The sequence below is a fragment of the Kitasatospora sp. NPDC048407 genome (assembly GCF_043200475.1).
In the GTDB taxonomy this organism is placed as follows: domain Bacteria; phylum Actinomycetota; class Actinomycetes; order Streptomycetales; family Streptomycetaceae; genus Kitasatospora.
Window position 1 is genome coordinate 12,661 of record NZ_JBICXW010000003.1, and the last position, 13,908, is coordinate 26,568.

General features: G+C 71.0%; 14 protein-coding genes. 8 read left to right on the forward strand and 6 right to left on the reverse strand.

The features are described 5' to 3' along the window. Window positions 1–4: 4 nt before the first annotated feature. The gene (locus ACGFWJ_RS08135; RefSeq protein ID WP_387638793.1) at window positions 5–625 is read right to left on the reverse strand and encodes a DUF47 domain-containing protein; all 621 of its coding nucleotides are present in this window, start codon (window positions 623–625) and stop codon (window positions 5–7) included. Between the two features lie 254 nt (window positions 626–879). Between ACGFWJ_RS08135 and ACGFWJ_RS08140 the strand changes: the two genes are divergently transcribed. Further along, entirely contained in the window at window positions 880–1,236 is a 357-nt protein-coding gene (locus ACGFWJ_RS08140) for a metal-sensitive transcriptional regulator (protein ID WP_392946532.1), read from the forward strand. A gap of 23 nt (window positions 1,237–1,259) precedes the next feature. Here the strand turns inward: ACGFWJ_RS08140 and ACGFWJ_RS08145 are convergent, their stop codons facing one another. Both ACGFWJ_RS08145 and ACGFWJ_RS08150 read right to left on the reverse strand, forming a co-directional pair. Continuing rightward, the gene (locus ACGFWJ_RS08145; RefSeq protein ID WP_387865882.1) at window positions 1,260–1,439 is read right to left on the reverse strand and encodes a hypothetical protein; all 180 of its coding nucleotides are present in this window, start codon (window positions 1,437–1,439) and stop codon (window positions 1,260–1,262) included. Window positions 1,440–1,562: 123 nt separating this feature from the next. Further along, on the reverse strand, window positions 1,563–2,393 hold the full coding sequence (locus ACGFWJ_RS08150; protein WP_392946535.1) for a hypothetical protein: 831 nt from the start codon (window positions 2,391–2,393) through the stop codon (window positions 1,563–1,565). Between the two features lie 152 nt (window positions 2,394–2,545). On the opposite strand from ACGFWJ_RS08150, the gene ACGFWJ_RS08155 reads away from it, so the two are divergent. Next, window positions 2,546–2,743, forward strand: coding sequence for a hypothetical protein (locus ACGFWJ_RS08155; RefSeq protein WP_392946538.1), 198 nt, complete (start codon window positions 2,546–2,548; stop codon window positions 2,741–2,743). Between the two features lie 21 nt (window positions 2,744–2,764). Here the strand turns inward: ACGFWJ_RS08155 and ACGFWJ_RS08160 are convergent, their stop codons facing one another. Beyond that, window positions 2,765–3,523 (reverse strand): phosphatase PAP2 family protein, encoded by a 759-nt coding sequence (locus ACGFWJ_RS08160; protein ID WP_387638779.1) that lies wholly within the window; start codon window positions 3,521–3,523, stop codon window positions 2,765–2,767. Between the two features lie 157 nt (window positions 3,524–3,680). Next, window positions 3,681–4,733 (reverse strand): NlpC/P60 family protein, encoded by a 1,053-nt coding sequence (locus tag ACGFWJ_RS08165; RefSeq protein ID WP_392946541.1) that lies wholly within the window; start codon window positions 4,731–4,733, stop codon window positions 3,681–3,683. Between the two features lie 248 nt (window positions 4,734–4,981). Between ACGFWJ_RS08165 and ACGFWJ_RS08170 the strand changes: the two genes are divergently transcribed. From ACGFWJ_RS08170 to ACGFWJ_RS08195, 6 genes are all read left to right on the forward strand, one after another. Next, window positions 4,982–5,329, forward strand: coding sequence for a hypothetical protein (locus ACGFWJ_RS08170; protein WP_392946543.1), 348 nt, complete (start codon window positions 4,982–4,984; stop codon window positions 5,327–5,329). Between the two features lie 113 nt (window positions 5,330–5,442). Next, complete coding sequence (locus tag ACGFWJ_RS08175; RefSeq protein ID WP_392946545.1) at window positions 5,443–6,264, forward strand: hypothetical protein; 822 nt, start codon at window positions 5,443–5,445, stop codon at window positions 6,262–6,264. Continuing rightward, a complete protein-coding gene (locus ACGFWJ_RS08180) occupies window positions 6,254–7,522 on the forward strand; it encodes a hypothetical protein (RefSeq protein ID WP_392946548.1) in 1,269 nt (422 codons plus the stop codon). The genes ACGFWJ_RS08175 and ACGFWJ_RS08180 overlap by 11 nt, the downstream gene beginning before the upstream one ends. Before the next feature lie 7 nt (window positions 7,523–7,529). Beyond that, complete coding sequence (locus tag ACGFWJ_RS08185) at window positions 7,530–9,116, forward strand: SCO6880 family protein (RefSeq protein ID WP_387638765.1); 1,587 nt, start codon at window positions 7,530–7,532, stop codon at window positions 9,114–9,116. Between the two features lie 19 nt (window positions 9,117–9,135). Continuing rightward, entirely contained in the window at window positions 9,136–10,482 is a 1,347-nt protein-coding gene (locus ACGFWJ_RS08190) for an ATP-binding protein (protein ID WP_387865869.1), read from the forward strand. 165 nt (window positions 10,483–10,647) lie between these two features. Next, window positions 10,648–12,447: a bifunctional metallophosphatase/5'-nucleotidase gene (locus ACGFWJ_RS08195; RefSeq protein ID WP_392946553.1), complete on the forward strand. Its 1,800-nt coding sequence runs from the start codon at window positions 10,648–10,650 to the stop codon at window positions 12,445–12,447. 54 nt (window positions 12,448–12,501) lie between these two features. Here the strand turns inward: ACGFWJ_RS08195 and ACGFWJ_RS08200 are convergent, their stop codons facing one another. Continuing rightward, window positions 12,502–13,902 (reverse strand): sensor histidine kinase, encoded by a 1,401-nt coding sequence (locus ACGFWJ_RS08200; RefSeq protein WP_392946556.1) that lies wholly within the window; start codon window positions 13,900–13,902, stop codon window positions 12,502–12,504. Window positions 13,903–13,908 lie beyond the last annotated feature (6 nt).

A 13,908-nucleotide genomic window follows, 5' to 3' on the forward strand; every position in this document is an offset into this window, starting at 1 on the left:
GAGCTCAGGACTCCTTGACGGCGATGGTCTCCACCGTGTTGGCCACGTGCTCGAACGCGTCGGCGGCCTCTTCGAGGACGTCCACGACCTGCTTGAGCTTCAGCACCTCGATCGCGTCGTACTGGCCGGAGAACAGGTGGGCCAGCAGCTTGCGGTGGATCTGGTCCGCCTGGTTCTCCAGCCGGTTGATCTCGATCCAGTACTCGGTGAGGTTGGCCATCGAGCGCAGGTTGGGCATCGCCTCGGCGGTCAGCTCGGCGGCCCGGGCCAGCACCTCGATCTGCTGCTCGATGCCGTTCGGGAGGGTCTCGATGTCGTACAGGACGACAAGGTCGACGGCCTCCTCCATGAAGTCCATGATGTCGTCCAGCGAGGACGCCAGCGCGTAGATGTCCTCCCGGTCGAACGGGGTGATGAAGGAGGAGTTCAGCTGGTGGAAGATCGCATGGGTGGTGTCGTCCCCGGCGTGCTCGGCGGCGCGCATGCGCTCGACGATCTCCGCGCGGGCGGACACGTCCGAGCCCAGTAGTTCCAGCAGGAGCTTGGATCCGACGACAAGGTTCTCCGCCGCGGCGGCGAACATGTCGTAGAAGCTCGTCTCCTTCGGGGTCAGGCTAAAACGCACGGAAATCTCCGATGTGCGGGGTCGGTACTTGACGATGCTAGGCGCACGTCCGCCGTGTCCGGACACGGGGCCGCCGACGCGCGCCCTAAGTGTGTCCCACGACACGCCGGTTTGCTCCCGCTCTGCAGGGGGATCTGTGCCCTGACGCCCGGACGGCGGAACACCAGACCGGCGCCGGATGTTGGACACTGGGGGCACCTCCCGGCCGAAGGCTGGGGGAGGGCCGAGTACCGAAACCAAGAGGGCGGACCGGGATGACCACCATCGACACCCCCAGCACCGACACCGCACCGGCGTGCCACGGAGCGGCGCAGGGCGCCGGGCCGCACGGCTACAGCAGCGACAAGGAAGCACACCTGAAGCGACTGCGCCGGATCGAAGGTCAGATCCGCGGCCTGCAGCGGATGGTCGACGAGGACGTCTACTGCATCGACATCCTCACCCAGGTCTCCGCGTCGACCAAGGCGCTGCAGGCCTTCGCGCTGTCCCTGCTCGAGGTGCACCTGGCGCACTGCGTGGCGGCCGCCGCGGCGGCGGAGGACGGCGGCGAGGAGCTGAACGCCAAGGTCTCCGAGGCCAGCGCGGCCATCGCGCGACTGCTCCGCACCTGACGCCCGGTCGTCCTGACGTCCGCTCAGCCGTCCGTGCCGGACGGCTGTTCGTCGTCCCTGCGCAGCAGCACCTGGTCGATCTGCTCGGCGGCCAGCCGTTCGGCGCGGCTGGCCGAGGCGGCGATCATCAGCTCACCGGCCAGGTCGATCTCGTCCAGCGCGGTGCTGTCGTGGCCGCCGGTGCCGTTCTCCCCGGTTGCCATTGGCCTCCACCCCTTCCGCGCCCCGTCCGTGCCGACTACCCGCCCCGTACCAGCGTAGGCAGCGGGAGGCCGGCCCACATGGCACGGACGGGCCATCTCTGGTGTCCGAAACGGGTGGGACGGTCACTTCGGGGAGGGCGAGGCCGACATCGACCAGAGGTCGGCGGCGGACGGCTCGGCGGCCTCCACCGGCTTGCCGAAGTCGGTCAGCGCCAGCGTGGAGACCACCTTCACCTGGTCCTTCGCGGCGGTGGAGCCGGCCACCCCGGCGAAGGTGAAGTTCTCCACCACCTTGTGCAGCCGGCCCTGGCCGTCCAGCCAGACCTCGTACGGGACCTCCTTGACCGTGAAGGTCTGCCCGGCCATCCGCAGGCCGTCCGCACCGCGGCCGCCGGTGGCGTCGGCGGCCTTCACCAGGTCCAGGGTGCCCTTGTAGTGCTTCAGCTCCACGCCGTTCACCGTCTCGGAGCCGACCAGCTCGGCGCTCTGCGCCCCGCGCAGCGCACCCGCGGCGGACGCCGGGTCGGTGGCGCCGGAGCTCACCAGATTGCCGTCCGGGAGCTGGCGGACGTCCAGCTTGACCCACTTGCCCTCGGGGATCTTGGCGCCGCTGTTCTGCAGGTAGACCGTGCCCGGCAGCACCACCTCGACGATCTTCCCGCCGGCGGCGGCCCCCGACGGGACGTCGATCTCCAGCCGGCCCAGCCGCTTCACGTAGTCGTAGCCGCCGGTGCCGTGGAACACCGCCTTCTTCTCCGCGGACTCGGTGCTCAGCTCGGTGGACGCGTGCGCCGAGCCGGTGCGGCCGGTGATGTCGGCGGTGGAGCGGACCGCGGTCAGCGGGTCGGCGGACAGCTGGTCGGCGGAGCTGTCCTGGTTCTGCCCGCCGCCGGTGCAGGCGGTCAGCACACCGGCGAGCGCGGCCGCGGCAGCGGCCCGGTAGAGCTTCTTCACGACTTCGACAACCCCCTGGCCCCGGAAGGCCCGGCCAGCAGCCGCCCCGGATGGACAGCGCGCCTGCCAGGCAAACGAATTGGGGTCCGGAAGGTTACGGGCGATCGACCCTTCGCCGAACACGTACCGGCGTGCGACCAGGGAGGATTACCGTGAAGGACGTGGCAGACCGGCAGCCGGAGACGACCGGCGTGGCAGCGTGCAGCGACCATCGACCCGAGGTGGTGGAGCGCGGATCCTTCTGCTTCGCCCAGTGCGACTGCGGCTGGTTCGCCCCCGGGCGGCGCTCCCGCGACCGGGCCCGGCGGGACGCCGCCGACCACCTGGCCGACCCGGAGCCGCTCGACTGACTCGCTGCTTCCGTGAGGCGGTCAGGCCGCCAGGTCGGACTCCCGGTCGCGCTCCGCACGCCGGCCCGAACGGGCCGCCCGCCCGCTGCCCTGACCGGCCGACCGACGCCGGCCACCGGCCGCGGCGGGGGCCTTGGCCGCCACCAGCGGCCGCAGCGCCGTCCGGGACAGCGCGTGACAGAGCGGCACCAGCACGGCCATCGCGATCGGCGCGAGCAGCAGCACCACGGCGGTGGCCAGCGCGTAGCCGCCGATCACGTCCGTCGGGTAGTGCACGCCCACGTACATCCGGCAGAAGCCCTGCAACAGGGCGAGCGCACCGGCGGCCACCCCGAGCTTGCGGTTGACCAGGAACAGCGCGACGGCGATGCCCATGGACATCGCGGAGTGGTCGCTGACGAAGGAGAGGGTGTCCTCCTTGCCGGGCACCAGCACGTCGATCTCGGGGTGGTCGACGAACGGGCGGGGCCGGTCGACGATCGCCGAGATCGGCAGGTTGGCGAGCTCGGCGATGGCGACCGCGATCGGCGCCCACAGCACCCCGGCGACGGCGACCGGCGCATCGGGGCGACGGCGGGCACTCAGCCAGGCGGTCAACCCGATCGCGGCCAGGCCCAGCAGGATGCCGTACTCGGCGGTCCAGGCGACCAGTGAGTCCAGCCAGCCGGGCGCGTCGGCGGCCAGGCCGTTGACTGCCTTGAGCAGGCCGAGGTCGGGGTCACCCGAACCGGTTCCCGCATCGGCGAGCAGCGTGGCCACGCCGTACCTCCCTGTCCGCATCTCCGCAGTGGTTCCCGATCAGTGCGGCCGGGTGCGGACGTCCGGCAGCCTCCTGAGTCAACGCGATCGAGACCACCGGGGGTTCCGTCCGAAACATGCTGTTATGCAAACTTGACTCACCGTCCACCCCGCATGCACATGCCGAGCGGACGGCCCGTCAGCTCTTTACCGGTCCTTGACCCGCCGTGATGGTGCCGTCGTTCGTGTTCCGGTTGGGCAGCGCGGCCGCACCGTCCGGGGTGACCCGGGTCGCCCCGATGTAGTCCCGCTGGTCGATCTTGTCGTAGCGCACCTTGGCGCCGGTGTGCGGGGCGTCGATCATGTAGCCGCCGCCGACGTACAGACCCACGTGGTGGATGGTCCGCGGGTCCTCCAGGTCATTGGCGAAGAACACCAGGTCGCCGGGCCGGAGTTGGTCCCGCGACGGGTGCGGCCCGCTGTACCACTGGTCGTTGGCCACCCGGGGCAGCTCGATGCCCACACTCTTGAACGCCGCCTGGGTCAAACCCGAGCAGTCGAACCGCCCGTCCTCCCAGGTCTGCCCGGTGCCACCCCACATGTAGTCGATGCCCAGCTTGCTCTGCGCGTAATAGATCGCCCCCGCCGCCTCCTTGGACAGCGCGATCTGCGCCCCCGCCTTCGGCGGCGCGGTGAACGACTTCGCCAGCGACTGGATGCTCTTCACGTACCCCTGGGTCTCCTTGTACGGAGGCACCCCGTTGTTCTTGATCACCGCATACGGCCCGGCGTTGTACGCGGCCAGCATGTTGGCCTGCTTGTCCCCGGGCACCTTGGCGACGTCCCGGGCCAGCGCGCAGTCGTAGGTGGCGGCGGAGGCGATCGCGTCGTCCGGGTTCCAGATGTCCGGCTTGCCGTCGCCGTTGCCGTCCGTCCCGTACGTCGCCCACGTCCCCTCCAGGAACTGGGCCATCCCGTACGCCTTCGCCGGGCTCTTCGCCAGCGGGTCGAAACCGCTCTCCTGGTACAGCTGCGCGGCCAGCATCGGCGCCGAGATCTCCGGGCACAGCGCGCCCCACTTCTGGATCTGCGCCCGGTACTGCGCGGGCACCGTCCCACCGGACAGCGTCAGTTCACCGGCCTGCTCCGGCGCCCCGCTGGCCGCGTACGTCCCCAGCGTCACCACCCCGACGAACCCGATGGCCACCACCGCGGTCGCGGCACCAGCGAGCCGAGCCTTCCGGAGCACCATCCCGCACCATCCCGACGGATCGTCAGCAGTCATGTCCTGTTGCGTTATTGCCCGGTGCAATCATCACAGATACCAAGGGAGGGCAGTATCCTCGGACTACCGGACATCTTGGCGGAGGCGTCCGGCCACCACGAGCAATCCGCGAGAAGCAGCCAAGTCGGCGTCAGATCTGGCCAAGAATAGGACCTGCCCCTTCGCTCGACCGTGGTCCGGGGCCTTGAATTTTCCTGATCGGGCGGTGAGATGGGATGAACCTGAACGTGGACAGCGCAGTGATCGGGTACCTGGCGGAAGACCCGCCGAAGAAGGCCGGCATCGACACCATCATCGGCGGCATCGCCCCCGACTGGGGCCCGTTCGCCTCACTCGGCTCCTCGGCCCGCGTGATGGTCCAGGTCGTGATGGCCGTCGCCATCCTGGTCTGCCTGGGCATCGCGATCTGGGGCGCCGCCAAGCAGCGGATCGGCGCCACCGCGATGCGTGACACCTTCAGCGCCGAACAGGGCAAGGGGCTGATCATCGCCGGCCTGACCGGCGTGTTCATCATCGGTTCGCTCGGCACCCTGTTCACCATTGTGTACGGCATGGCGATCTGACCATCGGACAACTCCCGTCCACCTCGCGCAGATCCACGCTCCGCGCGCCGACACCGAGAACACCCGTCACGCCGCCGCGCCCCGCGCGGTGACGCCGCACCAGGAGGGCCCCCGTGCCGTTGTCCGACGACCAGCCGCACACCCGTACGCGGCTACCGGTCGCCGAACAGACCGCCCCCGCGGCCGGCCGCCAGGCCCGCCCCCTGCGCACCCTCCTCACCATCCTCGGCATCGTCACCCTGCTGGTGATCGCCGTCGCCATCGCCAACCGTGACAAGGCCCTACCCGGCCGCACCCCCGCCGCGACCTCCGGCGACCAGGCCCGCGGCGGAACCGCCCCCGCCGCCGACCGCACCGCCGCGACCGGCCAACAGCCCGTCACCACCACCACCAACGGCATCGGCACCGGCTACCCCCACACCGACCAGGGGGCGCAGTCCGCCGCCGCCAACTACGCGGTCGCGCTCGGCTCCACCGACATGTTCCGCCCCGACACCCGCCACACCATCCTCGCCACCGTCGCCGACCCCACCAGCCTCCCCACCCTCCAGACCCGCCTGGACCAGGCGTTCTCCCCGGAGATGGTGACCCGGTTCGGCCTGGACGCGCAGGGCCGCGCCCCGAAGGGGCAGACCTTCGTCAGCCGGATCGTCCCGGTCGGCACCCACACCACCAACGGCGCCGACACCGCCACCAAGGTCGATGTCTGGTGCACCGGGCTCTACGGCCTGGCCGGCGAGGACTCCACCAACCCGGTCAGCCAGGACTGGTACACCCTGACCGTCACCATGCGCTGGACCGGCAGCGACTGGAAGCTCACCGACTACTCCCGCGCCGCGGGCCCCGCCCCCCTGCCGGGCGACCAGCAGGCGGCCACCGCGAAAGAGATCGCCGATGCCGTCCAGCAGTTCGGAGGGTTCCGCTATGCCCGCTGACGCGTCCAGACTGCGCTTCCTGGGCCGGGCCGGGGTGCTCGGCGCCGCGCTGAGCAGCCTTCAACTCACCGCGCTGGTGGTCGCGCAGCGGGTCGCTGCCGATCCTTCGCCCTCCCCGTCCTCCACGTGTGCCGCCCAGAACGTGCCGCTGCCCGGGGCCGGGAGCCAGTGCCTTCCCCCTGGGGTGCCGGTGGTCGGCGGGGACACGGTCTCCTCGGTGACGGATCCGTTGGGGTCGTTGGCCAAGGGTTGTGCGCAGGCGGCGGCCTGGGTGGTGCGGCAGTTGGCGGGGGCGATCGACGGGACGACGAAGGTCGATTTCACCAACGCGGCGTTCCTGCAGCAGTACGCGGTGGTGTTCGCGGTGTCGACGGTGGTCACGCTGGTGCTGTGGCTGCTGGCGGTGACGAAGCGGGCGGTGCGCGGTGCGGCGCTGGGGCAGGCGTTCGGCGAGGCGGTCGGGTTCCTGTGGCTGACGGTGATCGCTTCGGCGTTCACGCCGCTGATCCTGTACACGGTGGTGACGGTCACCGACGGGCTGACGGATGCGATCGCGGCGGGGACGAAGTCCGACACGGGCACGTACCTGGGCGGGTTCGCGGACACCCTGGACAAGGGCAGCATGGGCGGTGGCCCGCTGATTCTGATCATCGTGTCGCTGGTGGCGGTGCTGGCCGCCGCGGTGCTGTGGATCGAGCTGGTGATCCGGGCGGCGATGCTGTACGTGGGCGCGCTGCTGGGGACGGCGGTGTACGCGGGGCTGGTGGACAAGCAGCTGTGGAAGCACGTGCGCCGATGGGCGGCGATGATGCTGGCGATAGATCTGGCGAAGCCGATCATCGTGATCATCCTGGGCCTGGCGGGTGCGGTGGCGACCGGTGCGGGCGCGGACGACGACTTCGCGCGGGTGCTGAGCGGGCTGGCGATCCTGTTCCTGTCGATCTTCGCGAGCGCCGCGGTGTACCGGTTCGTGCCGGGCTTCGGCGACGAGCTGCTGTCGATGCGGCAGGCCCGGGCGAGTGCGGTGCAGGCGGGCAGTGCGATGATCAACGGCCCGGCGAACTTCGTGAAGCAGGGTATTTCGACGCACGGTTCGCGTGGCGACGCGCAGGGCGGGGGCGGCTCCCCGGGCGCGGGTGGCGGTGGCGGGGTGGCCCCGGGCATCGCCGCGCACGCGTCCCGGCCCGCCGGTCCCGGCCGGCAGGCCGGTCCGCCCGCGCAGTCCCAGGCCCCGGTCAACAACCCGAAGGGAGGGTGACGGGCAGATGAGCAGCGAACAGTTCGGCCAGTACGGCGCCCAGTACGCCCAGCCTTATGCCCAGCCGCGTCGCAGTTACCTGATCGGCAAGGCGCGTCCGAACGCGCCGATCGGGCGCAACCGGGAGACCGGCGAGATCGTGCTGATCATCGCCGGCGCGGGCCTGGGCATGCTGTGGGGTCTCGGGGTGCCGTTCCTGACGCTGCGGCTGGCCGGCCTGGTGGGCTTCCCGCTGCTGGCGATCATGGCGGTGTACGTGCCGTACCGGCGGCGGACGTTCTACAAGTGGGTGGAGATCAACCGGACGTACCGGCGTACGGTGCGCAGTGGTCGGGCGGTGTGGAAGCCGGACGTGCACGAGGCCGGGACGCGGCTGGACGGGCGCGAGGTGGAGATCGGCCCGCCGCCGGGGGTGGGGCGGCTGCGCTGGCTGACGGCGCCGTTCGGGCCGGACGAGGTCACGGTGCTGATGCACCTGGAGCGCCGTACGGTGACGGCGGCGATCGAGATCGAGGGTCCGGGCGTGGGCCTGCGCGACTCGGAGGACCAGGAGGCGCTGGTCGACCGGTTCGGCACGCTGCTGAAGCACGTGGCCAACGGCGACGGTTTCGTGACGCGTCTGCAGATCCTGGCCCGCACCCTGCCGGCCGACCCGGACGCGCACGCCAAGGACGTGGAGCGGCGCGGCGACCACGCGGCGCCGCGCTGGCTGCAGGACAGCTACGACGAGCTGCAGTCGATGGTGTCGACCTCCTCGGAGCAGCACCGGGCGTACCTGGTGGCGTGCATGCAGTACACCCGTGACCTGGCGTCCGAGGCGCACGCGATGGGGCGGACCGCGTACGGGCGGGACGAGGGCAAGCGGGACCGCGGCGACGACGGTCTGGCGACCGTGATGGCGCGTGAACTGACGGACATCTGCGCCCGGTTGGCGGAGGCGGACATCCGGGTGCGGCAGCCGCTGGGGCAGGCCCGGCTGGCGTCGCTGATCCACTCGATGTACGACCCGGACCACCCGATCGACCACATCCAGGCGATGAGCCGGCGCAACGCCTGGCCGGCCGAGCTGGACGCCACGCACCCGCAGTACCTGACGGCGAAGACCCGGGAGTCGGCGACCCGGGAGCCGTGGTGCCACGCCACCGCGTGGATCAAGGAGTGGCCGCTGACCCCGGTCGGGGTGAACTTCCTGGCGCCGCTGCTGGTGCACACCCCGGACGTGATCCGGACGGTCGCGGTCACCATGGACCTGGAGCCGACCGACGTGGCGATCGAGCGGATGCTCACCGAGAAGACCAACGACGAGGCGGAGGCCAGCCGCGCGGCGAAGATGAACCGCACGGTGGACCCGCGCGACCTGGCGCACACCGGCCGGGTGGACCAGCGCGGCGACGACCTGGCGTCCGGCGCGGCCGGGGTGAACCTGGTGGGCTACCTGACGGTGTCCTCGCGCAGTCCGGAGGCGCTGGCCCGGGACAAGCGGACCATCCGCGCCTCGGCCGGCAAGAGCTACCTGAAGCTCGAGTGGTGCGACCGCGAGCACCACCGGGCGTTCGCCAACACCCTGCCGTTCGCCACCGGCATCCGCCGCTGACCCTCTCGGAGGCCCGCACATGCTCGGCAATCTCACCGACGCCTTCGCCAGCGCCCTGTTCGGCAAGGTGGAGACCACCCGGCTGCCGGTGCGCACCTCCAGCGGCCAGGCACAGGCGGTGTACCTGCCGACGGCGGCGCCCGGCCTGGGCGACTCCGGGGTGATCATCGGCCGCGAGGTGTACAGCGGCAAGGGTTACGTCTACGACCCGTTCCAGCTGTACGGCCAGCAGCTGCCGGCCCCGCACTGGCTGGTGCTGGGGGAGTCCGGCAACGGCAAGTCCGCGCTGGAGAAGACGTACGTACTGCGGCAGTTGAGGTTCCGCGACCGCCAGGTGGTGGTGCTGGACGCGCAGGGCGAGGACGGCGTCGGCGAATGGAACCTGATCGCCAACGCGCTGGGGATAAAGTCCATCCGGCTCGACCCGATGGCGGCTCGGGACGGCGGGGTGAAGCTGAACCCGCTGGATCCGGCGATCACCACCACCGGTCAGCTGTCGCTGCTGCGCACCATCATCGAGGTGGCGATGGCGCGTCCGCTGGAGGAGCGGGCCGGTTTCGCGCTGAAGGCCGCGCACGCGCACGTGCACGCCACGGTGAAGGACCGTCAGCCGGTGCTGAACGACATCATCGACACGCTGCGCAGCCCCGACCTGTCGGCGGTGGAGTCGCTGGGCGTCGAGGTCGGCGAGGTGCAGTCCTGGGGCCTGGACGTGGCGCTGGTGCTGGACCGGCTGGTCGACGGTGACCTGCGCGGAATGTTCGACGGCCCGACCTCGGCGGGCATCGACCTGGACGCGCCGCTGATCGTCTTCGACCTGTCGCACATCGACCGGAACTCGATCGCGATGCCGATCCTGATGGCGATCGTCGGGGTGTGGCTGGAGCACACCTGGCTGCGGCCGGACCGGGTGAAGCGGATCTTCCTGGTCGAGGAGGCCTGGCACATCATCAACAGCCCGTTCGTGGCGCAGCTGTTCCAGCGGCTGCTGAAGTTCGGACGCCGGCTGGGCCTGTCCTTCGTGGCCGTGGTGCACCACCTGTCGGACGTGGTGGACGGGGCGGCGGCGAAGGAGGCGTCGGCGATCCTGAAGATGGCGTCCACCCGCACCATCTACATGCAGAAGGCGGAGGAGGCCAGAGCCACCGGCCGGGTGCTGGGCCTGCCGCGCTGGGCGGTGGAGATCATTCCGACGCTGTCGCCGGGCATCGCGGTGTGGGACGTCAACGGCAATGTGCAGGTGGTCAAGCACATCATCACCGAGGCCGAGCGCCCGCTGGTGTACACCGACCGCGCGATGACCGAGGACGCGATGGAGGAGCGGGAACGGGCCGAGCAGCAGCTGGCCGCCCAGCCCAGGATCTGACCTCCGCAGGCGGGCTGAGCAGGCGTCAGCGGAAAACTCGTCAGGCTTCGGATACCAGCTCGTTACCCCAGGGTTCCTGACAGCTACGCGCGTGGACCCTAGGCTGCTCCCCGATACAACGCCAGGCCGCCGTCCGTCGCGGCCCCGACGGTGCAGGGGACCCTCATGCCCATTTCCGGTTCGACCGGCCGCCGCAGGACCGCGCTCGCGGTCGCCGCGACTGTTGCCCTCTTCGGCTCGATGGCCCTGCCGGCCACCGCCGAGGCCAACGGCCAGGGCAAGCCGAAGCTCGAGGACCTGCAGCTCCTCGCCATCAACGACCTGCACGGCAACCTGGAGCCGCCGGCGGGCTCGTCCGGCACCATCAACGAGATCGACGCGACCACCGGCAAGACCGTCGCCACCCCCGCCGGCGGAGTCGAGTACCTGGCCACCGCGCTGCGCAACGCCCGCGAGGGCCACCCGAACAGCGTGACCGTCGCGGCCGGCGACATCATCGGCGCCAGCCCGCTGATCTCCGGCCTGTTCCACGACGAGCCGACCATCGAGGCGATGAACCAGATCGGCCTCGACGTCACCTCGGTGGGCAACCACGAGTTCGACGAGGGCTCGGCCGAGCTGAAGCGCATGCAGGACGGCGGCTGCCACCCGACCGACGGCTGCTACGAGCCGGGCCGCACCTTCGAGGGCGCCGAGTTCCCGTACCTGGCGGCCAACGTCACCAACGAGAAGACCGGCAAGCAGCTGCTCAAGCCGTACTGGGTGAAGAACGTCCGCGGCGTGAAGGTCGGTTTCATCGGCGTGACCCTGGAGGGCACCCCGAACATCGTCACCGCGTCCGGCGTGCAGGGCCTCAAGTTCGGCAACGAGGTCGAGACGATCAACAAGTACACCGCCGAGCTGAAGCGCCAGGGCGTCAACTCGGTGGTCGCGCTGATCCACGAGGGCGGCCTGCCGGCCAGCAGCGTCTACAACTACGACTGCGGCTCGGGCGGCTCGGGCATCTCCGGCCCGATCGTGGACATCGCCAAGCGCCTCGACCCGGCGGTCGGCGCGATCGTCACCGGCCACACCCACAACTCGTACGCCTGCATGATCCCGGACCCGAACGGCGTGCCCCGCTCGGTCACCAGCGCCGCCTCGTTCGGCCGCCTGTACACCGAGATCGACCTCAAGCTGGACAAGCGCACCGGCAGCATCGTCCGCCCGTCGGTGACCGCGACCAACCACATCGTGCGCCGCGACGTCCCCAAGGCGCCGGACATGACCACCCTGATCGACCGGTACCGGCAGCTGTCCGCGCCGATCGCCAACCGGGCCGTCGGCTACATCAGCAGCGACATCAACGGCCGCGGCTCGACCGACCTTGAGAAGCCGCTCGGTGACCTGATCGCCGACGCGCAGCTCGCCGGTCTCGCGCCCGCCGACAAGGGGGGCGCGCAGGTCGCGTTCATGAACCCCGGCGGCATCCGCTCGGACCTGGTCTACAAGGCGTCCGGCAGCGAGGGCGACGGCGTGGTGACCTACGGCGAGGCGTTCACCGTCCAGCCGTTCACCAACATGATGCAGATCAAGACCCTCACCGGCGCCCAGCTGATCCAGGTCCTGCAGCAGCAGGTCTCCGGCTCCAACGCGGCCTCCCCGAAGATCCTGCAGATCTCCGGCAACCTCGCCTACACGCTCGACCTGAACAAGGCCGGCGCGGACCGCGTGGTCCTCGACTCGGTCCGCCTGAACGGCGCCCCCGTCGACCCGAACGCCAAGTACCGGGTCGCCGCCAACGAGTTCCTGGCCGGCGGCGGCGACGGCTTCCCGGCCTTCGCGGCCGGCACCGACAAGCTCGTCGGCGCCTCGGACCTGGACGTCTTCAACGCGTACCTGTCCGGCCACAGCACCGCCACCGCCCCGATCGCCCCGCCGGCCCAGAACCGGATCAAGGTCATCGCGGTCGGCCAGACCGGCTGACGAACCAGTCACGGCGAAGGGCGGGGCACTCCGGTGCTCCGCCCTTCGCCGTGCTCAGCGCGGGTCGTCCGGCTGCCCCGGCAGCACCATCACCGCCTGCGTCCCCGGGCCGCCGTCCGCCGCCGGCCCCAGCGAGACCTGGCCGCCGGCGTCCCGGACGGTCTGCGCGACGATCGACAACCCCAGGCCCGAGCCCGGCAGTTGGCGGGAGGACGGGGAACGCCAGAACCGGTCGAAGACGAACGGCAGCTCCTCGGCCGGGATGCCCGGGCCGTGGTCGCGGACCGTCAACCGGCCCGCGCGCAGGCGTACTTCGACGGTGCCGGACGGCGGCGAGTACTTCACCGCGTTGTCCAGCAGGTTGATCACGGCCCGTTCGAGTGCGGCCGGATCGCCGTGTACGTACCAGGGGTTGACCTCGGTGACGAAGGTCAGCGCCGGGCCGCGCAGCCGCCCGCGCTCCAGCGCCCGCTCCACCGTCTCGTGGAACGGCACCACGGTGCGCACCGCCTCCGGGTTCGGGGTGTCCGGGCGGGAGAGCTGCAGCAGGTCGCCGATCAGCACGGTGAGTTCCTGCATCTGCGCCTTCATGTTGCCCAGCATCCGGGCCCGCGTCTCCGGCGGCAGCGCCCGGCCCTGGGCGTCGGACCGGATCAGCAGGTCCACGTTGGTGCGCAGGGAGGTGAGGGGCGTGCGGAGCTCGTGCCCGGCGTCGGCGATCAGGCGGGTCTGCCGCTCCCGGGAGTTGGCGAGCGCGGTGGACATCGAGTTGAAGGAAGTGGAGAGCCGGGCGATCTCGTCGCTGCCGTTGACGGGGATGGTGGTGCCGACTTCTTCGGTGCGCGCGATGTGCTCGACGGCGCCGGTCAGTTGGTCGACGGGCTTGAGCGCGGACCGGGCCACCACCCGCCCGGCGACGCCCGCGCCGAGGACGCCGAGGCCGGCGACGCCGGTCATCAGCAGGGCGAGAGAGCTGAGCGAGTTCTGCACTCCCTGGGTCGGCAGGGCGGTCAGCAGGACGGCGGGCTGCAGGATGCCGTTCGGCAGCAGGACGGCACTGTTGGTGCGCCGCACCTGCGCGTGCTCGTCGCTGTCCACGTAGTGGCCGGTGCGGTAGACCGTGGTGTTCCGGGGCAGCGGTGCGCTGTCGCCGGGCGCCACCTGGATGGCCCGGGTGGCGTCGCCGGTCAGGCAGATGGTGCCGTCGGGCAGCACGTACTGGAAGTCGTACTTCTGCGGGCCGAGCCGGCCACTGCCCCCCGGGGGGACGTTCGCCAGCGCCTCGGCCGGGGTCGCGCCGCAGTGCAGCTGCCCCCGGTCGGGCGGCGCCACCGGGCTCCTGGGGGCGGCGGAGAGGGTGTCGTGCAGCTCCTGGTAGAGCCGCTCGCGGACCAGCAGCCAACTCGCCAAGCTGACCACCGCGATGGCCACCGCCACCGCGGCAGCCGTGAGCATGGCCAG